This window comes from Falsihalocynthiibacter sp. S25ZX9, assembly GCF_041205405.1.
GTDB classification, from domain to species: Bacteria; Pseudomonadota; Alphaproteobacteria; order Rhodobacterales; family Rhodobacteraceae; genus Falsihalocynthiibacter; species Falsihalocynthiibacter arcticus.
On record NZ_JBGFCD010000013.1, the window covers coordinates 96,008 to 118,197 of the forward strand.

The 22,190-nt window shown below is 52.8% G+C and carries 16 protein-coding genes; 1 reads left to right on the top strand and 15 read right to left on the bottom strand.

The window, feature by feature from the left end; translation table 11 throughout:
* Positions 1–43: 43 nt before the first annotated feature.
* Positions 44–2,203 (top strand): protein kinase, encoded by a 2,160-nt coding sequence (locus AB9F29_RS15120; RefSeq protein ID WP_369756285.1) that lies wholly within the window; start codon positions 44–46, stop codon positions 2,201–2,203.
* A 38-nt stretch (positions 2,204–2,241) separates the two neighbouring features.
* Here the strand turns inward: AB9F29_RS15120 and AB9F29_RS15125 are convergent, their stop codons facing one another.
* From AB9F29_RS15125 to AB9F29_RS15195, 15 genes are all read right to left on the bottom strand, one after another.
* Positions 2,242–2,955, bottom strand: coding sequence for a PP2C family serine/threonine-protein phosphatase (locus AB9F29_RS15125; RefSeq protein ID WP_369756286.1), 714 nt, complete (start codon positions 2,953–2,955; stop codon positions 2,242–2,244).
* A complete protein-coding gene (gene tagF / locus AB9F29_RS15130) occupies positions 2,952–3,569 on the bottom strand; it encodes a type VI secretion system-associated protein TagF (protein WP_369756287.1) in 618 nt (205 codons plus the stop codon). Before tagF ends, AB9F29_RS15125 begins: the two co-directional genes overlap by 4 nt.
* A gap of 2 nt (positions 3,570–3,571) precedes the next feature.
* Positions 3,572–7,147, bottom strand: coding sequence for a type VI secretion system membrane subunit TssM (gene tssM, locus AB9F29_RS15135; protein WP_369756288.1), 3,576 nt, complete (start codon positions 7,145–7,147; stop codon positions 3,572–3,574).
* Entirely contained in the window at positions 7,144–8,574 is a 1,431-nt protein-coding gene (icmH, locus tag AB9F29_RS15140; RefSeq protein WP_369756289.1) for a type IVB secretion system protein IcmH/DotU, read from the bottom strand. Before icmH ends, tssM begins: the two co-directional genes overlap by 4 nt.
* An 18-nt stretch (positions 8,575–8,592) precedes the next feature.
* Positions 8,593–9,933: a type VI secretion system baseplate subunit TssK gene (gene tssK, locus AB9F29_RS15145; protein WP_369756290.1), complete on the bottom strand. Its 1,341-nt coding sequence runs from the start codon at positions 9,931–9,933 to the stop codon at positions 8,593–8,595.
* 32 nt (positions 9,934–9,965) lie between these two features.
* Positions 9,966–11,417 carry a type VI secretion system-associated FHA domain protein TagH gene (gene tagH / locus AB9F29_RS15150; protein WP_369756291.1) on the bottom strand — a complete coding sequence of 484 codons (1,452 nt, stop codon included), beginning with the start codon at positions 11,415–11,417 and terminating at the stop codon, positions 9,966–9,968.
* 8 nt (positions 11,418–11,425) lie between these two features.
* Complete coding sequence (locus AB9F29_RS15155) at positions 11,426–11,728, bottom strand: PAAR domain-containing protein (RefSeq protein WP_369756292.1); 303 nt, start codon at positions 11,726–11,728, stop codon at positions 11,426–11,428.
* Complete coding sequence (locus AB9F29_RS15160; RefSeq protein WP_335586823.1) at positions 11,725–12,339, bottom strand: hypothetical protein; 615 nt, start codon at positions 12,337–12,339, stop codon at positions 11,725–11,727. The genes AB9F29_RS15155 and AB9F29_RS15160 overlap by 4 nt, the downstream gene beginning before the upstream one ends.
* A gap of 12 nt (positions 12,340–12,351) precedes the next feature.
* Positions 12,352–14,451, bottom strand: a complete 2,100-nt coding sequence (locus AB9F29_RS15165) for a type VI secretion system Vgr family protein (protein ID WP_369756293.1) — start codon at positions 14,449–14,451, stop codon at positions 12,352–12,354.
* Between the two features lie 122 nt (positions 14,452–14,573).
* Positions 14,574–17,327, bottom strand: a complete 2,754-nt coding sequence (gene tssH, locus AB9F29_RS15170; RefSeq protein WP_369756294.1) for a type VI secretion system ATPase TssH — start codon at positions 17,325–17,327, stop codon at positions 14,574–14,576.
* A 44-nt stretch (positions 17,328–17,371) separates the two neighbouring features.
* The gene (gene tssG / locus AB9F29_RS15175) at positions 17,372–18,364 is read right to left on the bottom strand and encodes a type VI secretion system baseplate subunit TssG (protein ID WP_335586826.1); all 993 of its coding nucleotides are present in this window, start codon (positions 18,362–18,364) and stop codon (positions 17,372–17,374) included.
* Entirely contained in the window at positions 18,361–20,235 is a 1,875-nt protein-coding gene (gene tssF, locus AB9F29_RS15180; RefSeq protein ID WP_369756295.1) for a type VI secretion system baseplate subunit TssF, read from the bottom strand. Before tssF ends, tssG begins: the two co-directional genes overlap by 4 nt.
* Positions 20,236–20,244: 9 nt before the next feature.
* A complete protein-coding gene (gene tssE / locus AB9F29_RS15185; protein ID WP_369756296.1) occupies positions 20,245–20,739 on the bottom strand; it encodes a type VI secretion system baseplate subunit TssE in 495 nt (164 codons plus the stop codon).
* Complete coding sequence (locus tag AB9F29_RS15190) at positions 20,732–21,556, bottom strand: type VI secretion system accessory protein TagJ (RefSeq protein ID WP_369756297.1); 825 nt, start codon at positions 21,554–21,556, stop codon at positions 20,732–20,734. Before AB9F29_RS15190 ends, tssE begins: the two co-directional genes overlap by 8 nt.
* A gap of 79 nt (positions 21,557–21,635) precedes the next feature.
* Positions 21,636–22,121, bottom strand: a complete 486-nt coding sequence (locus AB9F29_RS15195) for a type VI secretion system tube protein Hcp (RefSeq protein ID WP_335586829.1) — start codon at positions 22,119–22,121, stop codon at positions 21,636–21,638.
* Positions 22,122–22,190 lie beyond the last annotated feature (69 nt).

The window sequence follows — 22,190 nt, forward strand, 5'->3', positions numbered from 1 at the left end:
GCCGTTCCTCCACACTCCCTAAAGAATCGCGCAAGGATATTCTGTGAATTCAAATAGCAATCGCGGTATTTTTCAGATCGGCGATGTGCTGAACAATACTTACAGAATTGAAAAAGTCCTTGGTCGCGGTGGTACATCCGAAGTGTACCTCGCCACCAGTGTGATTTCTGGTCGCGTCATGGCGCTCAAAGCGCTGCGACCAGAGTACTCGTTGGATGAGGATTTTCGCGCGCTGATGACTCGCGAAGAGGACATGCGCGAAATCCGGCATGATGCAATTGTGCGGTATTATGACAACCAACAGACCGACAGCGGGCTGATCTATTTGGTGATGGATTATGTCGAAGGGCCGGGACTTGATAGAAAAATCAAGGACGGTGGGATGCCCGCCGACGAGCTGCTCATTTTGTGCAAACGCGTCACCGAAGGGTTGGTCGCGGCCCACAAGAAAAACATCGTTCATCGTGACCTTTCACCAGATAATATAATTCTGCGCGACGGCAATCCGCATGATGCCGTGATCATTGATTTTGGCATTGCGAAGGATACCAATCCTGGTGCCGAGACGATTGTTGGCAATGAATTCGCAGGCAAGTACGCCTATGCCGCACCCGAACAACTTAGCGGTCAAACGGATGCCCGTGCGGACATCTATTCCCTCGGCGCGCTTTTGCTGGCTACCTACCGAGGTAAAGCGCCCGATATTGGCAACAACCCGATGGAGGTCATCAAGCGAAAGTCAGAGGTTCTTGATACATCTGGTGTTCCGGAACCCTTAAAATCGCTCCTTGATGCCATGACGCATCCCGACCGCGAGTTTCGTTTGCAATCGGCACAAGCAGTCCTTGATCGACTTCAGAACCCACAGGATAGCACCTCGGAAATTCCGACGGAATTGGAGGACATGGACCGCACAGTCATCGTCCCACTTTCCAAGGCCAAGCCCAAAACAACTGAGAACAAGAGCGCGCGCCAAGATCCACAGCCCCCTAAAAAATCGCGCAGCCTCCTTATCCCTACTCTAGCGGTCCTGCTGGTTTTGGCAGGCGGCGCCGGCGGATATTTTTCTGGGTTGTTCGGCGGACTTGTCACGACGAGCTACCCTGTTGCCGATCCCTTTACCTTCGTGGCCAGTCGTTCGGAAAACGGAACCGCACAGGCGGTTGGCAACGTTCCTTCCGAAGACATACAGCTGGAACTGACCCAATTAATGACCAAGTTGGGCGGCTCGGCGGAGTTGACTTTGGCCAGTGGAGAGATTGCCGAAACTTGGGGGAAAGATGTCCTGCAGTTGGTCAATAATGTTAGTGGCCTGCCCGAATGGCGCGTACTCCTGAATGCCAATCAAGTGCGCATCACGGGCCTCACCAATGACGCGTCTGAACAGCAACGCCTAAATGATTTATTCGCCGGAAACGGTATTCCCGCCGGTTTAACCGGTACCGCGAATATTGAACTGGGCCCCCGAATCCTACCGGTTGCCGCGCTCCTGCCAGCACTCAACGGCTATGCCGATTGCGGCGAGTTACAAGTCATCAACCCGCCTGCTATTGGCTATTCCAATGCCGACGTGATCACTGTCACGGGCCGTGTTGCGAGCGATACCACGCAGGGAAATTTGGCGGAAACTTTGGCTGCGATTATTGGCGAGCGATCCCTCGATCTAGACTTCGAGGTGCTAAATCCCACTCTTTGTTCGATAAGCGGCGCCCTGCCTATGGTCCCGACGGGCGGCGTTGGCGTCACCTTTGGATTGGGGCCAGACAACACACCAAACCCAACGGGCACATTCTTTGTTGGGGACAATCCCATCATCGACATCACCTTGCCCGCCGACCTCACGGATGGGTATTTATTCGTATCTGCCTTGGATGTTTCGGGTAGTGTTTTTCACCTTTTGCCTAACGTATTGATCAAGGATAACAGCATCGCCTCCTTGCGCGATGGACGCAGCGGACCAATCGACATTCGGGTTGCTTACAGTCTTGATGACGCGGCAGATGGCAGTAAATTGGCGTTTAATGTCGATGCCACATCGCTGGGGAAAACCCAAATTATCGCGATCTATTCTGACACACAAATATTCGATGGCATACGCCCAACAACGGAATCCGCTGGCGGTTATGCGGCGGCTCTCAAGGCACGTTCAGGCACAATTCGCTCGCTTGACAGCCGGATACTCACCACGGCAGAACGGCCATAAATCAGATCGGCCTGCGCACAAAACGCGTAGGCCGCCCGCTAAGCGACATCCACAACGATGATGGAAATGTTGTCCGCGCCACCGCCCTCCAAGGCTATATTCAGAAGCTTCTCGGAAACAGTTTCAATCGGCGCTCCCGTGATCGCTTTCTGCAATTTTTCAAACCCTGCGTATTTATTCAAGCCATCTGAACACAGTAAAAACCGGTCACCAGGCTCCAAGGTTCCACGTATTTTATCAAGCTCAAGGTCATCGCCGACCCCTACAGCCCGCGTAATCGCGTTTGATTGTGGGTGGTGCTCGGCTTCGTCCCACGTCAACTGCCCCGCGTGGACCAGTTCAGCTACCAGCGAATGGTCCGAGGTTAACAGCTCAATTTTACCGTCGCGCAACCGATAAAGGCGACAGTCCCCCGCCCAAAAACAAACAAGGTGCTGCCCCGAAATCATCAGCGCAACCACGGCCGCACCGATGGTACCGCCGCCGCGCGATTCAATCTCGTCCAATATGATTTGATGCGCATCAAAAATAGCCTTACGCAACGCTACCATTCGATCGGCAGGCTCAAGGTCAAGCGGCAGCATCGCAACGGCATCGACAATCGTTTGCGACGCAAAATCGCCTCCCGAATACCCTCCCATACCATCGGCCACGACCCAGATATTTTGGTCCCCTAATGCAAGGATACTGTCTTCGTTGATTTTGCGAACTTTCCCAACATGGGTCACTGCGTTATGGCGTATCGCCCTCATGTCTGTGCCCCTATCCGTTGGTCATTTGTGTTCCAAATTGCGGCCTCTAAATTAAAAAGCCCTTCCATTTCACGCTCATCCGGCAGCCCAGAACACTGGATAGTCCGCGTGTCCTCGTCAAGACGCGCGCTCCAAACGCTGGTAGGCGATACGCTGCGGGATTTCGGCGAAGCCTGAGGACCTTCCCCAACGAGCGGAATGGCACTCAAACGCGTGCTTAACGCCTCGGTGGTCATGCTGTCTTCGAGCGCATCTAGGGCGACAAGTTCCAATTCCTCAAAGGTCGCCGTTGCGGACAAATGTGCCTCAGAAACCTCAGTTAACAAGGCGATTGGCGTGACCAACGTAAGAGGAAACGCCCGCCCAACCCGATCCACTGACGGCATTAGAACGCCCATCGCTGCATTTTGCCCCGCAAGCCCAGCGCTTAACGTAAACCGCCAAATGGGCGCGGACATATAGCAGGCCTGCCACTCCTCCCCGAGTGAATTGCGCACATTACTCAGGCCCATCTGAAGCCACTGGTCCCACGGTCGCACAAAGTCCGACGAAACATTAATTCGGAAGAAATCTCCCAAACTGGGAATTTTCCCAAAGGCACCAAACCCAGCCACGATCAAAAAGATTTCGGGCAGCTGAATTTGGTCAGCGCCGGTAAAGCAAAGGGATTGAGGGCCGTGCTGGTCTGCATCTGAAAGATAGCGATGCGCCCGCCAATATTAAAAATGACCCGCTTTCTATCGGGAACATTCGTGTTGCGAACCTCCGCAGAGTCTAACATGCGAAACCACGCCCACGGACCCGTTTGTGTGATCGCACTTTCCGAATTTCTTTTCTCCGGAGTGAACGATATGCGTGCACCACCAACGGGTCCGGGCCAACGTACAGCCGCCGGTCGAGGGATTTTATCTTTATGCTGAAAAGTCACGGGCTGACCGTCAATCTCCAATAGAATTCCGCGCGCTTTTGGATCGAGTGCTTCGGGCGTCATTTGAAATCCAACGTTGATTACAGGCGATCCCGCAAAGAAGGCATCACGAATTTGGGCCGCGTTTTCAAATTGCTGCAACACGGCCTGAGAGATCCCCAAGTCGGTATTGTTGACCTGTTTAAAGCTCCAAGGGCTTGTCTGAACATCCACAAATTTTGCGAGGTTATCCTTGAAGAACTTGTCCATCTCCCCGTCGGGCCGGAACAAAGCCGAAAAGTCTGGAATGGCTGCTTCGGCACGGGCGCGGTGTGTAAACGGATACGTGTTGTTGGCGACCCGTTCGCAGATTGGCAGAACCGTTTGCTGCCACTGGGCGTTAATCCCAGCGCGCGTTCCCTCCGTGGCAATTCCTGACGAACCAACAACAATTTGCGAAGACCACCGCTTCATAGGCCCGTTTGAAACACGACCGACAGCTGCCTGAAACCGCTGGAGTGCAACACTTGAATCTTGTGGGTTACCGATGCCACCCGCGAAATTAAGATTGCTAAGGTCCTGATACACATCCTTGAGGATATCGATCAATTCGTCCAACTGCGACCCTTGCCCTTCGGGCTTGTTCGTCAATTGGTGCAACCACGCAAAGTGATCCTCGACAAACTGGCCCGGAGGTTGTGGCTTACCGCCTGTTTCAGTTTGCGCTGAGGTCATGGCCTCAAGGAAAATCCGCCCATTCGTGGAAAGCCCGCGCCGCGCCAAACGCGTTCCGATGGTTTGCGCCCCATCCGCAACCGCCGCTGTACCATTCCCTTCATCGCTCTCGGCGGTTAGGTTTGTTTCGTAAGATACCGCTTCCAAAACATTTCCAATGGGCGAGGTTGGCCCAGAAAGCACGTTGGTAACTTCGACTGCATTCGCCAAGTCACTCATGGGAATGATATCGAGATCGCCAAGCAACGTGTCGTATTGCAAGACGAAATCACCATAATAGAGGTCCAAAACATCTCGACTCATCGCCATAAGCGCGGCTTGGCTTTGTTCCTGTTGCGCACTTTCTCCAAGGACCCAACTTTCACGTTGAATGCGGGTAGCGATCCCTAAAGCTTCCTCCAGAAAGACCTCGTTGAAGCCGGCGTAGGTGTAAATGCCGGGAATCCCGTCGTTAAGTTGCTTGCCCGATGAGCGACTAAAGGCGCGCGTAATAGCAGGGCCACCGATATCCGTGAGCCGCCAAGCAGGAAGCTCTGTCGCTGCGGCGGAATTGATAATCCCGTTATACACCCGCTGCGATTGCGGCATTTGCGTCAACACACGTTGCACCGCCTCGACCAAATCATTGTTCAGCGCGATGGGGTCAAGGGGCGCAGATAACAGAACGTCCAAATGCCCAAGCAAGTCTTCTCGCATAGGTTCGCCACGAGTATCGGGAAATGCCTGCTCCCAATCGGATTGCATCCAATTGATGATTAAATCGCGATTGAGCGGACCAACCTGCCCCAAAATGAGGTAAACTTTCAAAGCGTCATAGAGCAAATCGGGATTGTTTATGTTTGTTTGCAGTTGGTTTTCAAGTCGCAAGAAAAGCCGCGGCAGCAAAAATTGGTTCAACGACGCCCGATAGCTTTGGCGCTCTTGGTTGTTCATGATTTTGCCTTGAAACAGGCCCCATCCCCTGCCTTCGGACGATAGATCAGCGTCCATTTGTGGATTGTCAGGAAGATCGCGCAGAATGTTGAGCGCGGGGATAATAGAGGCCAGATCGGTGTCACCGACAGGGTTTGGCGGAATTTGAGCAATGGCCGACCGATAGGCATCGAGGTCTGTTTGGGTAGCCTTTGCGACAGCCGTATTGCCCTGAAAACTCTGCGCCCAAACGACACCCATAAAGATCGCGGCGGAAATAGCGGTGGCAAAAGCGGCGCGTTTGGTCCATCGATACCGACGCTCCACTTTGTCATCAGCCGAAACAAGACCCGCTTCTTGAAAGATCACCTGATCAAAGAGGCGCGTCAGGAAATAGGATCGCCCCGTTCCGCGCCCCGACCCAATCGCTTGGCGACCAATGCCAAAGGTGCGGGCCATGCCCATCATCAAACGGTCAATCGGAGTTCCTTCTTGGGTGCCCGACGTGAAGTAAATACCTCGAAGCATTTGGCGGCCTTCGAATTTGTTCTCTTGAAAGAGCTCCGCCAAAAACGTCCGCGCGACCCCCTGAACTGAGGCCACTTGCGCAGGGAAACTTGCGATCATACTACGGCGCTGAATGTCGGTCTCGTTTTGCATCCGTTCCAAGGATTGTGCATTCAGGCGTCGTAACAACAGCGAGAATTCTTCGTCAAACGCGGCAATCGGCGACACTTTGGCCTTTTTGGTGATCAAGGGCAACGTGAAGCCCCAGACCTGCTCGCGCTCCACTTTGCCCAAAGGTTCGTAAAACTCGGAGAAACCCGCGATCAAATCGGCTTTGGTAAACAGCACGTAAACAGGGAAATGCACCCCAAGTTTTTCGCGCAACTCTTGTAACCTACGGCGCAGCGCAGTCGCGTGGCCTTTTTGGGTTAGCTCATCTTGCATCGAAAGATCAGACAGGCTGATGGCAATAATGGCCCCGTTAATCGGCTGTCTTTTGCGATGTTTTTTAAGTAGCCCCAGAAATCCAAGCCACGCGGCGTTATCGGCCTCGGCGTCGCTTTCTTGGGTTGTATAGCGCCCCGCCGTGTCGACCAAAACCGCGTTATCCGTAAACCACCAGTCGCAATTTCGTGTACCACCAACACCGCCAACAGCGGTTTTTCCGATTTCATCCGCGAGGGGAAATTGCAGACCGGAATTGACAATCGCTGTGGTCTTTCCCGCTCCAGGAGGGCCAATAATCACGTACCAAGGAAGCTGGTACAAATGTTTGCGCCCGTGTTTGGATTTACGCAGACCGAGCATCGCGGCCTTCAGCTTCGCCCCCATTTCGCCAAGCTCTTCGGTCACCGCCTCGTCGGGCGCACCCGTCTCATCGGCCATACTGGCAAAATCTTCGGCAAGTTCCGTGTCACGTTTGCTGTGCACCAGCATAACCGTGAGAATAATCAGGAGGGCAATAATCCAGAGAAGAGCCAGCCCAATAAGACGCCCCATAACACTGTCAAATGGATGCCAATCCCCAAACCCCAGAAAACCTCCGAGGAACCACATGCAAACCGACAAAATGATCGAGAGGATGATGGTAATGCCAATCCCCGAACCTAAAGCTTTAAGCACTTTCTTCATTCCGTCATTTCCTCGCGCAGCAGTATAATTTCGATGCGCCGATTTTCAGCGCGACCTTCTGACGTGTCATTGCTCGAAATTGGGTCCGTATCGGAGCGCCCTTCAGCAACCAATCGGCTTGCGTCATCCAATTCCGGCGAAATGCTTTTGCGAACCATTTCGGCACGCGCCAATGAAAGGGCCATGTTGTTCTTAAATCGCGCCGAGCGGATGGGCGAACTGTCAGAATGTCCGGCGATAATCACTTGTCCTTTGGTGTCATTGAGCGCGTTGGCAACCCGAGAGAGAGGCACCAAGAAGGCAGGAGTGAGCGAATCCGATGCGGATTTGAACATGTCCTTGCCCTTGATCCGCACTGTAATAGTGTTGGCGTCCTGAAAAACAGAAACCAGTCCCTCGTCGATTTCAGCCTTCAAAATCTCCGACACACGGTCTTTCTGCGCGATAACTTCTACAGAAGGTACAACCACAACAGGCGGCGCGCGCCGTTCCAATTCGGCAATACCCGTGGGATCAATCACCGTGAATTGCGCCAATATTTTGTCCGTAGAGTTCGACAATAGGTTTGAAAGCACCAGAAACACGATCGTCATAACGGCGGCCAGTGCGCCCACCGATATCCAGAAAGGCTTCCACGCTGACAACTGGCGCAGCGGTTTATTCAACCCCATCCAATGAGGCGACAGATCATGCTCGATGTCACCCTTTTGCGTGCGAATAATCCGCGCGAGCCCCGTGCGGATGTTCATATGTTTATCAACACCGCCGGCTTCGACTCTCAAACGGCCCTCGAACCCCAGCGATAGACACACATATAGGAATTCCAACAGGTCGATATTTTGCGCGGGGTCTTTTTCAAGACGTGCAAGAAGATCATAAAAACGGTCGCCGCCGACAGTTTCACGATGGAAAGTCGCGACCAAAGATTGCTGGCCCCACGTGGAAGCGCCACCCCACGGCGTGTTGAGGACAACATCGTCCAATGTGGCACAAATGGCGTAGCGCGCAACTTTGATCGTTTGCGGATCGATCTTGGCTTGCATGGCGCGGTTCTCAAAAGCCCGCACTTCCGCAATCACCGAACGGCGCATAGTTTCTGGATCGGCATGCTGGGCGCGGTTGCGAATACGGCTTACGAGGGAAAACAATGTTGAAGCTGCTGCATGGATCGGATTTAGGCCCGTAAAATCCTCGACTGCGGATTGATCTTGCTGAGGTGGCGGCGCGCTTGGGGCGGGCGCCGCTGGCGCGGGAGCGGGCGCGTTAAACCCCGCGGGGTCATTATAATCCGCAGGACTAGGAGCCGCCGGAGCGGGGGCAGGCGTTGTGCCAAAAGGCGCTGACGCAGGCCTCCGCCCTCCCGGATTGGGGCGGATCACTGTGCGTTCGTTGTCGTTTGGTTCCGCAAATGGGTCGTCATCTGACATCGTTATCTCACAATTCTTCTAGCTCTTACGGATCGCCCAGAGCTCCATTTTAAGCCCCGGATACTCTCCAGACACATGCACGGCGATGCCGCCCGAAGTGGTCATTTTTCCCCAATAGGGGTTGGTGCCATCCAATTCATAGTACACACAATTCGCGTTGAATGGGATTTGGCGCGGCGCCACGGGAAGGGGCCGCATCGGAATGCCAGGCAAAGCCGAATTCACCAACTGGCGAATTTCCTCAACAGGGCCAATCTTGGATTGCCCTACGAAATGCCGCCGCAAGTTTTCGGCAGGGATATCCGCGCTCACGGCAAGGACAAATCCAGCCGTACTCAACAGTTTACGATCCGCAATCACACCAACGGAAATTCCGTATTTGCGTGGATCAAGCGGGATGGAAACCGCTGTTTGCTCCAACACAGCAGAGAGGTACTGGCGCAAAAGTCGGATTACGGGCGCGAATGTCGCCGAGAGATCGTGGTGCTGATACGCCGGAAATTGCGGCGGGTGTTTTTCCGGTGCCATGAACGTCGAAAGCTCGCCTGCCAGCGAAACACAGTCCCGATAAAATTGAATGGGGTGTACATTTTCAATCATCTGGAGATGGCGTATCACGGGCAAGACGCGATTGATTGTCTGAAGCAAAAGGAAATCCTGAATTTCCGCCGCCCCTTTTGCACTGCCACTTTGGCTCATGCGGCCTGACAAAACGGTCATCCGATGGTTCAACAAACCCTCAAGCTCTTGCATAAACCCGTCGAGGGTTTGGGCCGCGCGTAGGTCAAGACAAGACGGAATAAACGCACCATCCAAAATCACTTCTTGGTCTGGGCGCACCTCAACAATCCGCGCGATCGGAATGACCAAACGGTCGGCCAGATCATCAACCTCAAGCGCGAATTGCAGACGTAATTTCCCAACGGTCAGCGTCGCCGCCTTTTTGCCGGAGCCCGTAGTATCGGTAACTTCAACCTCAGAGGAGCGAAACCGTGTCGCCGACAATTCGGTCCCACTGGTATCGGCTTCGGCTGCGCCCTGACGGCGTTGCGGAACGCTTAAATAGACAACACAATCTTTGATGCCCGCGGGAACATCCAACGCTGGCGGGTGATCTTCAACATTGGGCACGCGAAACACGGTGCCGTCCTGTGTCAAACCCGAGCAGGATTTAATCGCGAATTGACCAACCTTTAGAACGTCTTGATCAATCTCGAGATCAGTAACGCCCCATGCATAGGGTGCAATACGCCGCGCCAAACCGGCAATGAGAGCTTCGGTGTATCGGTCTGCCTGTTGGAAATGGTGAGGCTGTAAAAACAGCCCCTCGGTCCACAATACTTTGCTATCCCACGACATATAGTTGCTTCAACTCCCAGCTAGGCTGTGCATCACTTCAACCTATCAAGTTGGTCTTGATAGGCCTTTGCGAATTCATTGCTAAATAGATCTTGGAAATCATTTTCCGCCTGATCCACTATCTCTTGATATTTATGTTCAAAACCGTCCCAATAGCTGGCCTTTTTATTCGTCAAAGGAGAGCGAAAACCACGATCAGACTCGATCAATTTCACCAGAGCTTTTGGCTCCATTTTTGCCAAAACCCCCTTCAAGGCGGCTTCCATTCCCGTCATCATTGCGACTTCATGCGCTTTGATATCCGTCAGAGCTTGTTCTGACGCAGCGACCGCATCCATGTAGCCTTTGGTCGTTGGTTTCACCATACTCTCAATGGCTTGCTCAGGACTAACGGAAAATTTCAGCGGGTTGTTTCCACCATGACTGATCATGGTTTGGTTGATCCGAAATTCCGATTTAATGGTTGCGCGGGTCATAAGGATTTCACGTACACCAAGGATCATCGTACGCATGACGCTCCCAAGCCGGTCCATAGTTTCCTCAAGAGCGTCGTCCGAACAGGTTAAAGCCCCCTCACCCAGCGCGTTCAAAAAAGCACGCGCGGCGCGATCATCCCCTGTGGTGGCAACCGGTGTCGCTACAGTTTGCGCCGTTAATGTCACTTCAACGCGGGGCGGCGGAGCGACAGGTGCAACATCCAATGGCTCTTCTGGAATTTCAACGATGGGCGTGGGAACAGGGGCGTCCGCAAAAGGGTCCGACGACGAAGCCTCCTGTGTATCGGAATCCTCAATCGGACCCAAATCTCCCAAGTCCCAGTCATCAGGAATGGCACCTGAAGACAGAGCAGGCGTTGCAAAAGAGTCCTCCAAAGAAGACGAATGCTCTGCAATACTGGCACCTTGACTGTGATCTTCTTCTTGCCGAGGCGCCATTAAATCGTCGTCGTCATCGCCCATCGGCGGCATAAGCCCATCATCGCCAATCTGGTCGCGGATCACGCTTTGGTGGCCCTGAATCGGCGTACTCGGACCAAGGAGGTCGTCCAAGAAATCATCGCCCGATGAATCGTCTAGGACATCCATAATCTGGGCTGCGCCCGTTGTCAGTGGGGCGGATTGATAATCAGATTGTGACTCAAAGGAATCCGGCACTCCAGCAGGCGCTCCAGCCGCGATCTCAACCAACAACTCATAGGTGCCAATCGACAAAATATCGCCGTCATTCAAAGGAGTGGGCGTGGGGCCAAGCGCGGCTTTGTTGTAATTCAGGAAGGTGCCATTGGTCGAGAAATCAATCACCACAACATTGCCACCGTGATCTTCAATCGCACTGTGACGTCCCGAAATTACTTTGTCGGGGTCGGGCAAAACGAGGTCGTTTTGATCGGAGCGCCCAATCGTCATCGACGCCCCAGACATCCGAAATGGCTGTGCATTTCCCGGAATAGTCCCTGTTGATTGAAAATGTAAGATAACGGTCATTGTAACGGCTATCCCCCCACAAGAACGGTTGGACATCCCGGCCCGGCGACAGCGCCACCGTGAGCCGTTGAATCGCCAATCCGCACAAGGGGTCGCCCGCCAACCAAAACAGTCACGGACCCTTTGACCAGAGCATCAGGCGGACCCACGCAAACCGCCATATTTCCAAGCGGAGCGGCAGGCATCATTCCGATTAAAACGGTCGGAACTCCGGGCGGCGCAATCGGCCCCCCAATGTGAGGAATCGGCGGGATTCCCGGTGTAACCATCGGGCAAACGTGCATATCTGTAATACGAGCTGCGGGCGTCAAGACGGCATCTCCTGTGTGTCTTTTTGTTTGTTTAACGTAACATTGCCATTGCCGCCACGGGCAATATTCAGCGCTCGGTCGATCAACAATTTCGCCGTCACCGCGATATCCTCGCCCATGCCCATTGCGATAATATTCATCCCAAACGCCGACGACTGAGAGGCCCCCGCAGGCGCTGGGTATTGCGCAAGGTTTCCCGGCCCCAACGTGTCGGCACTAAAGACAACCGCGATCGCGCAATGCACAGTGTCGTCATCCATATCCGCAAGCTCAACGGCCACACGCGCCGCCTCTCTTGTTTCATCCGAGGGGCTTCGTACCCATTTTTCCGCAGCCAAAAGGGGGGCTGGAAGACTTTCAACATCTGGCCCAGCAACATCGCGTGCGGCAAGGCATGCCCACCAGCACCGTTCTCGTGGCGGCAGCGCAACAGACATCAAACGCAAAATATCGATATAGGCTTCCGCGCCGTCGAGTTCCTGTAAAACGGTCGAAACGCTGGCGTTCGCGGGCGCCTTTACTTTGGTACCCAGTTTCGCATTCGCCATAGCAAGCAATCGCACGGCGGGCTGATTTGGGACTTTTTTGAGGTCGGTGTAATCTGTCGTCATCCTGCGCCTCCCCTAGTTGATGGTGGTCAAACCGCCCTTTAAAACAAGCATCGCATCGCCCTTAACTTGGGTCATCGGCGCTTTGGCCTCGATCATAGCGGTGCCCTCTATCTTGATCATCGGCCCTTTAATGGTTACCCCGCTTGGGTCAATTTTAATGCTTGATGGGCCGACTTTCAAAGTGATCGACTGCATTGCCGTCATGTCAATTTTACCAGCCTTAGTGTCCAAAGTGAAATTGCCCATCGAAATCGTGGTGGATTCATTGCCGGATTTTATCTGTCGCGTGACGTTGCCTTGCTTGACGGTCTCGGTCACATTTCCGGTAATTACCTGCGTAGACTTCCCCTCGATCGTCTCAGTTTTGTCCTTTTTAACCGCAATCGTTTGTTCGCCCGCTGATACGGTAAATGTGTGATTACCTTTTTCAATAATCTCATCCAGATTGTTCTCAATCTCAACCTTCATACTCTTTTCGCCATCAGCTTCCGCCTTAAGGCAATCCTCTTCGTAAGGGTATCCGACCTTGACGTGGGCGCTGTTTTTGATGGTTTGAACGTAGTCCTTTTCGGACTGAAACCGCACCAACTCATCGCCCTTCTTGTCCTCAAACATAAGTTCGCTAAAGCCACCGCCGCTCTTGGAACTGTTGGTTTTCATCCCCATCCGCGTTGCGTTTTTGGGCAACTCATACGGTGGCATGTTGTCTGCGTTATATAGCACTCCTGTGCAAATTGGGCGATCGGGGTTTCCTTCCTCAAACTGAATGACAACTTCGTGGCCAATTCTAGGAATCGCAATTGTGCCCCAGTTTTTACCAGCCACTGGCATCATTGTTCTGATCCAACACGTCGTCTTATCATCGTATTTGCCTTCGCGATCCCAATGGAACTGAACCCTAATACGACCATACTTATCCGTATGGATTTCCTCGCCACTCGGCCCCGTTACGACGGCGGTTTGAACACCGTGTATTTCTGGCTTAGGAGTAATCTCCGGCATTCTAAAAGCGGCATCTTTTCTAACAACTTTGCATTGAATACGTGTGTGCTCATACTCGCTCAGCCCAAAAGCTTCTCGTTCTTTTAGCAAAGGCTTTATTTTGGAACCACTCCCTGCTTCCAAAAGAAAATATTGCTTGAGTTCAGTTATCATGAAGTCTTCAGACCCCGTGTCGTGCCGAGGATGATCAATCAACTCGAATGTATCACCAACACCGAGGTTCAAAATATTCCCCTCGGCACTCCACGATTGAAAGGCTGCGGCCGTCGCATCCATCTGATATTTCGAAAAATTTTCCCCAACTTCGGTTTCAAGATAGCGGCCTGGATATTTGTAAATTTCGTAATCGCTATAGGTGTGACTGCCACTGTCCTTCGAGGCCACAGATGTGAGATCTGCTTTAGGTCTCTCAAAATTATAGTCATCCAGAGTTACTTTTCCGCTGACAACCTTCTCCGCCGCGTCCCATCGATAAAAATGGTCCAATTGCAGTTCTGCTTCGTCGTCGCGAAAGGGAAGTTTGCTGTCGACTTTCACGTTAGAATGCGCCGCGATCGAGTCCGCCAGTACCATTTTCGCCTGACTATCCTTGTATTGAAAAAAGAAGTAAATTCCCTCTTCCTCAAGAAGGCGCGTGATGAATTCAAGATCCGTTTCACGGTACTGAACGCAATACTCGCGTACCGCCTCAGCCCCCGAAAGGGAAGTTTTCAAGTTAGCGCTAAAACCGTGTTCGCTCAGGACATTCTTTACAATTTCGGTGGTTGTCTGGTTCTGAAAAATGCGATTGTCTTGCTTTCGAGACAAAAACCAAATCCATGGTCGAATTTCGGCGAGGTAATGACCATTTCCCGATGACGACCCCAAATATTCCGCACACACGCAAATACCGCAAAAGTACTGCTGTTTTTCGTCCTCTCCGAAAATCTTGACATCCATACTTTTGCCGACGAACTCACCCAAATCTAACAAGAGATCATTTGACACAAATTCGATCCGCGCTAGGGGCACGCTATTCATTGCCCCCTCAACGATTCCGGCAATAAGTTTGACTGGAAGTTCTTGCCCATCGGCAGTCATCTCCATGGCATAATTTGATTTGCTTTTCATGCCATCCCCCTTTTGATTACGGCGCCGATCGTGCCCAAGTCAGGCCGATTTTCAGTTTATTCAAAGCTAGCAGGCAAACCCAAGAACCCTCAGGTGTGCCTACCATATTGGAGAATGTCTATTTATTCAAAGCTATAGACAAAATCGTGGTCTTTCACATCGATGGACACTTTGGACACATGCTTGCCCTCCATCATGCGCGTCAAAAATTCCGAAGAAATTTCAGGCAACATGGTGTTGGTCACAATAGTGTCGATCATCCGCCCACCAGACTCAAGTTCCTGACAGCGATTCACAATTTCATCAACCACAGCGTCGGTATATTCAAACGGAACACCGTGATTTTCCATGGTCCGCTTTTTGATACGGTTCAATTGAAGGACAGTGATCTTGCCGATCATATCCGGAGACAAAGGATAATAGGGGATGGTCACAAGACGACCCAACAAAGCTGCAGGGAAAATCTTGAGCAACGGTTCCCGCAGCGCCTTGGTGATACCATCAATTTCGGGCATCAAGTCTGGGTCGGCGCACATGTCCATAATCAAGTCAGACCCCGCATTTGACGTTAGCAAAATCAATGTATTCTTGAAATCGATGACCCGTCCTTCTCCGTCTTCCATGACACCTTTATCAAAGACTTGGAAAAACACCTCGTGCACATCCGGGTGGGCCTTTTCAACCTCATCCAAAAGCACAACGGAATAGGGTTTGCGGCGCACGGCTTCGGTCAAAACTCCGCCTTCGCCGTATCCCACATAACCGGGAGGCGCCCCTTTCAGGCTGCTGACCGTATGCGCTTCCTGATACTCGGACATATTGATCGTGATGACATTTTGCTCTCCGCCATACAGAACCTCCGCGATGGCCAAAGCGGTTTCCGTTTTGCCCACGCCGGACGTCCCAGCCAGAAGGAAAACACCAATTGGCTTGGACGGATTGTCCAATTTTGCACGGCTGGTTTGAATACGTTTGGCGATCATTTTCATCGCGTGATCTTGGCCGATGACCCGCTTGGCGAGATGCGTTTCAAGGTTCAAAACTGTTTCCAGCTCGTCACTCACCATGCGCCCAACCGGAATCCCAGTCCAATCCCCAATAACCGTCGCGACGGCCTGTTCATCGACAATCGGAAGGATCAGGCCTGTTTCGCCTTGAAGCGCCTGAAGTTCGATATTTTTGGCTTTGAGTTGCGCCATCAACTCGGCGCGCGCTTCTGCATCCAGAACAGACGTCTCAGCCGCTTGCGCTTCCTCCCCTTCTGGAAGGTCTTCACTTTGCACAGCCTCGGCCACGGGATCATTCGCAGTATCAACCGCCGCCGCGCCTTCGCGCAACTGAGCTCGCAAGTCGAGGATGTCTTTGACGACAACCTTCTCCGCTTCCCAACGCACATCCAGCTCAGCGAGACGCGTTTCTTCGGATTTCTTGAGTTCCGAAATGACCATACGCCGATCTTCGACGTCATAACCGGCGGTACCATCGCGGTCGATAATCTCAAGCTCGGTGGTCAAAGAATCGATGCGCTTGCGGCAATCATCCACTTCAGCGGGAACGGCGTGTTGGCTAATCGCGACCCGCGCACAAGTTGTATCAAGCACGCTTACCGATTTGTCGGGCAATTGGCGGGCGGGAATATACCGCGCAGACATCTTAACTGCAGCTTCGATTGCCTCATCAAGGACCTGAACGCCGTGGTGTTTCTCGAGCATCGACGCGATGCCCCGCATCATCAAAATCGCTTTAGGGACACTGGGCTCTTCCACTGCAACCACTTGGAAACGACGCGACAATGCCGGATCTTTTTCGATATGTTTTTTATACTCGGCCCAAGTTGTCGCGCCAATCGTTCTAAGTGTACCACGTGCCAACGCAGGTTTGAGCAAGTTGGCGGCATCGCCCGTTCCCGCAGCGCCACCCGCACCAACAAGCGTGTGCGTCTCGTCGATAAACATAATAATCGGCGTGGCAGAAGCCTGAACTTCTTCAATCACGGCCTTAAGACGGTTTTCAAACTCGCCCTTCATTGAGGCACCCGCCTGCAATAGACCCACATCAAGCGCCAAAAGGCGTGCACCTTGCAACGCAGGCGGTACATCGCCGCGGGCAATCCGAAGGGCAAAGCCTTCAACGACCGCCGTTTTACCAACACCCGCCTCGCCCGTGAGGATCGGGTTGTTTTGCCGACGGCGCATAAGCACATCGACAATCTGGCGAATTTCCTGATCGCGCCCAACAATAGGGTCGATTTTGCCGTCTTTGGCTTGCTGGGTCATATCTGTGCAATACTGCTGAAGGGCCTCTTCCTTGCCCATCGACGCAGGAGACATCGCGCCTGATGCTTCACCCGGAACCGCACCGCCACCCGTCTGCGAGCCGTCCATCGCTACCAATGACTCTTCAGGGGACCCTTCTGTGATGGTGGCGAAATTATCGGCCAAATCATCTGGAAGGATACGCGCGAACTCTTTTGAAATTCCAAGAAAAATATTCTGCAACTGCTTGGTTTTCATCATCCCGAGAACCAAGTGACCGGTGCGAACTTGCGACGCTGAATACAACAGCGAGCCGTAAACCCATGCCCGCTCCATCGCATCTTCGAGGTGCTGGGACAGGTCGGAAATCGTGCTTGCGCCACGCGGAAGCGCATCCAATGCACGCGTCATATCCGAAGCAAGGCGCGATTGATCGACTTTGTAATGCGTGATGATTTTATGAAAATCGCTGTCAGGAAGCTGTACGATTTGCGCCAACCAATGTACGATTTCAACATAGGGGTTGCCCCGCATTTTACAAAAAACTGTGGCACCCTCGACGGATTTATACCCCAGCGAATTCAGCTTTCCAAACAAAGCAACGCGACTGATCTCGGTCATAATATTGTCCTTCCCATTACAGCTGCCCTGCTAAATTCCGGCTGCTAGTTTTTTTGTAAATTTCTCGGTTCTAGATACAATTCACCTGCATCTTTATTCGTGTCACGCTCGCCGACCCACGTCGTATACCCCAAGCGCGCATCTTGGCCTAAAATCATCGCGGGCACTTGGTCCCCGCGCAGAATAATGTTCACATCCCAATCCAACACATCGCCCACATAGTTGCGCACAATCGCCACCAGTTTTTCAATCGCCATGCTGCCCGGCATCAATCGTTTGTATTCCTCAAGCGAAACGGGGCCCACAATCAGCCGGAACTTAGCCGCCCGAGACCAAACCCGCGTGCCAACACTTGTAGTTTGCCCAAGCCCACCGGGCGCGCCAAGTTGCCAGCGATCTTCGGGTTCAAGCTCAAGCCAACTGCCGACAAATTCCTGCAAATGAAACTTTGCGTGAAAAAAACTCGAAAGCAGCGCAACCAGCCCCTCAGCATTTTTCGCTCCCTGCGCCAGTTGGCCGGAGAAATGGCGTTTGGATAGGTCGGGCATCGCATCTCGGTTGCGCAGGTGTTCGCCGTGCAATCCAGCGAGCGCCGCGACGTGACTTTCGAACTCGGAATCGCTTCCCCGATCAAAATCAACAGCGGGCTGCCCCGTGACCCACGCGCGGTATAACAAGCTCATCAATCGATGCGTCAGCATATTCGCAAACGCAACAAAGGACGGATCGCGGTTGTTGATTTGGCGTTCGCGCGCATACTCCGTCAGGTGCACGGGCAGCGGGCCATTTGGCCCGAAAAAGCCGAAAAACCTGTTTATCAATTGCGCCGGACCGTTGGCATCTGGTGGGGTAAATGAGCGGATCGTCGTTGGTGGAAACGCCATGCGCGCCTCTTGACCCAAACGCACCGCATCTTCGCGCGGACGCCGTGAGCGCCCAAGCTCTGGTGAGTCGGGAAACTGCGCTTCGATGATGCGCAGCGCGAGGAAAATATGGTGGGATTCAGGGGATTCTGTGAGGTTTTCGAAATGCGTCAAATCACCCTCCCCAGTCCAGTTTCCGGACGCCAACGCGCGATTTCGCCATTTTGCTGGGTTGTGAGAACCGTTTCCGTGAAACTGTTGATTGTCACATATTTACGAAAGAAACGCTCCAAAACCGAGCCGAGCAAATAGACGCTCGCACCTTCGAAAAAGCTCTCGTCCATTTCGAGTTTGATTTCCAAACCACGCACGGCGGTGGACAGGCCGCCGTCACTTATTCGCCGCACAATCGGGCGACTTGAAACCGAAGTAATCCCCTCCAATTGCTTGTTGGTCGCGCGATCCCCTTTGGGTGCATAAAGGCCAACCAATTCCCGCAATGCGGCGGCGCCTTCGCCCGTGTCGGTATCGGCGATCGACAAATAATTCAAACTAAGGTGACTGATAAGCCGCCACGCCGCGTCGCCCTGCGCCAATGTCGGACGGGGACGCGTGGGATTTATGGGGGTGCGCACCATGCTCACGGGCCCCCCGTCGGGCAGGTGAAACAGATCGGTTTCGCCAGTTGGGAGTAGGATCGGCAGGTCGCGATTTGTAACCATCGCACGCGCCGAAAGTTGGGACATTTCGGCACTATAAGGAGCCTGGTTCGCGTCGACCAAAGTGAGATAGGCTTCGGAACCTAAGTAACTTGTCCGCGCACCCTTGAGGCGCTCTTTTTCCGTACGCTGCCGCATTTTGCGTTTTATTGTATAAAACGACGCATGCTGGTCGCCCGCCGGAGAGAAGTCATCCGCGGAATAAAATGGCCGCAGTTCAATATCCTCTTGGCCCTCAGCGCGAATGCCCATCACGTTCAACAGGGAATATATTTCAAAACTTTGGCCTGAAGTGCGATCCGCCACAACATGATGTTCAACGTTATTGCTCGAAACCTGAACCCGATCACATCGCTTTTCAAACAGGTTGATCGCAGGCACACAATTGAGGGAAAACGCTTCTGGCGTTACCCCAGATTCGATTTCCGGCTTCCCGTCGCGTAGCAGAATATAGACATCCATTGCGTCACCGACCGCGCGTGACAAACCCGCCGAAAGATCGCCGATCTCAAGAAAATGAAACCGCTCCGGCATTGCAAAATACTCTTGCAACAAACGGTAGCCATCAAAGGATTGGCGCGGCGTTGGCAGTAAAGCTTCCTCGCGCGAAAACCCAAGAGGCTTCACTTGCGTTCTAAGGGGCATCGTCCAATCCGCGCGGGGGTCAGTTGAGCGCGCAACGACACCTGTGTTTTCCGTGCATAATAGCTGATGCAACTGCCAGCCCAGCGCGCCCTGCCCGCCCAAGAACAGGGTGAGGCGGTCTAGTCCCAATTCCCCAATAGGGGAGTTTCCGTGGCGCTTAATCCGCAACCGGACCGCCGCCCGAGCATCGATATTTGAAGCAACCCCTGCTGCAACCAGCGCACCGCGCCCGTCAATGTATTCCGCCTCAGATATTTCAATGGGCCACAAAGTCATTTCGGCAGCGGTTCGAAATTCGCAGGCCGTCTGTAATCCATTGGTTAACCGCGACCGAAGCCGTGTGTTGCGGGGCATGACGTGACCATCTGCAAGCGACGCATTCTCCATATCGGGCTGGAGTTGCGCAACCATCATCGACGGAATTGGCGCGAGATAATGCGGGTAGATAATTTCGAGCAAATGACTGGTAAACGCCGGATATTGCATCTCGAGTTCAAGCTGCACCCGCGCCGACAGAAAGGCACTTCCCTCAAGCAACCGCTCAACATAGGGGTCTAGAACTTCGACACCATCCATGCCCAAACGCGCTGCGATTTTTGGATAGGAATCGGCAAACTCCGCCCCCATCTCGCGCAAAAATGTCAGCTCTTGTTCGTAGTGTTTAAGAAGGCGTGTGTCCATTCTGTCCTATTAATCGCTTTCCAACTGTAACTGACCTGTTGTCAAATCAACCTGTGACCGAAGGTACAACTCCATCGGAAGGGGCTGTGCCCACATGTCCGCACGAATGTCGAACTCAACAATCGTCTGACTGCCATCTTTGTTCTTACGTTCCAAAATTTCCAAAGTCCCCTCTTTGATACGAGGCTCAAAAAGGGTGATCGCTCGATGAATAGACTTGCGAATTTCTGCGGCTCTTTTCTCTGTTGAAAAGTCGCCCGATACTTCCCTGACACCGTAATTTAGTACCGACTTACGCACCTGAGGATGCTCGTCTTCATCAATGATCGTGTCCAGATTGTTGCAATTCAACAGCCATGCAAGGTCACGACGAATGATGTCGCGCAACCGCCGCAAATTGATCACCCGCGCATCATGGGTCTCGCTCTTGTTTTCAGGCTCAAGATCGGTCAATCGATCTAACAAAGAGGGCTGCAACCTCTCTGTTATTGTCTTATCAGCCATCAGTTTCCCCCTCGCCAACCGGTAGCGCATCCATTTCAAGGGAACGCAGATCCATCAGCGGGGTTTCCGAAGCATCCGTCGTTATCAAGCGCTGTCCGGTTCCGACAAACGTTTCCGACCCAAGGTCCGACCATGTTGTTGCGCGTGAAAGCATGGCGGCATCCTCGCCCGATTGGTAAGTTCCCGTATAACGGGTTGGAATCAAAGCAACAAACTCGCCGCCATTTTGAACAGTGAGTTGCGCAGCGGTCCACACAGAATCCCGTAGGTCTTCGGGCGCTTCAACGGTCATGGTACGGATGGCACTAAACGGCATCCAAAAATATCGCCCGTTGACGATGATTTCCAAGATAGGGCCAAGCCGCATATCCGCATCCGCGATCCACTCAAATCGCTGGCCGTTAATGACGCCGCCCATATCAGGCACAAGGTCAAAGGCTTTGCCGCGTAAGTCCGCAGCCTGTCCCGCGTTTCCAAGCGCCAAGGCCTTGTTCGCCTCGATCATCAGCGCGACCCATTGAACCGGGTCGCCAAAAATGAGGGGGTCTTTCTCGCCGGCGAAAACCTTTTCGCGAAATACTTCGCAAATGATCGCCTCGCGATAGGCCTGTGCCATTGGAATAGCGATAGGGTCAAGCTCGGCAGACAGTTTCAACTGTGCCACGGCACGTTTCCAGTCACCCATCACACATAGCAATTGAAACAGGAAAATCCGCAATTTTGCGTCACCGGGATTGGCGCGAACTGCGGACTGAAGCGCATCGAGGGCGCCCCGCAAATCGTTAGCTTGTAACAACTCTCTTGCATCGGCGGTCAAAAGCGTTCTCCCCTAGAATTCTCTAAAAATAAGGTCGTCGCCCCAAGATTTTGGGGCGACGTATTTTCTAAAACAAACCCTATTTGGGTTCGTTTGCACCAATGTTCCACTTGAACTCCTTGACTGTGCCGGATTCGCCAGTGTCTTTTTGCTCAGTGTATTTCACTTCAAATTTCTCAAAATTGAATGAGACATTTTCTGTCAAACGGTCTTCTCCGCCCGAACCGCCACTGCTTACAGAAGTAACCAACACGTTTTCCATTTTGATGATCATATACTCAAGAGGCTTTTTACCAGCCTTGCGAACAGTCAGAGTCGCCGAAGGAAAATGGTCACCATTCGCGCAATAGAGCTGGAGAATTGGCGATGACAAATCGAGCCATTTCGTAACGCTTATGTCTTGAAAGTTTGCTTTGCCCGAACCACCGCCGCCGCCGCTGTGAAAGCTACCTGCGTTGCTTATTCCCCATGACCACGCAAGAACATCGATCTCACCTTTATGCGTGCCATCTTTTGACTCGCCTGTGATTTCGCCTTCGATATCAAGAAACATGTCTAATGCCATGTGTATTCTCCTAAACTAATTTTGCGGTAAATTCCGCGGTAAAAATGATGGATGACGCGCCGATTTTGG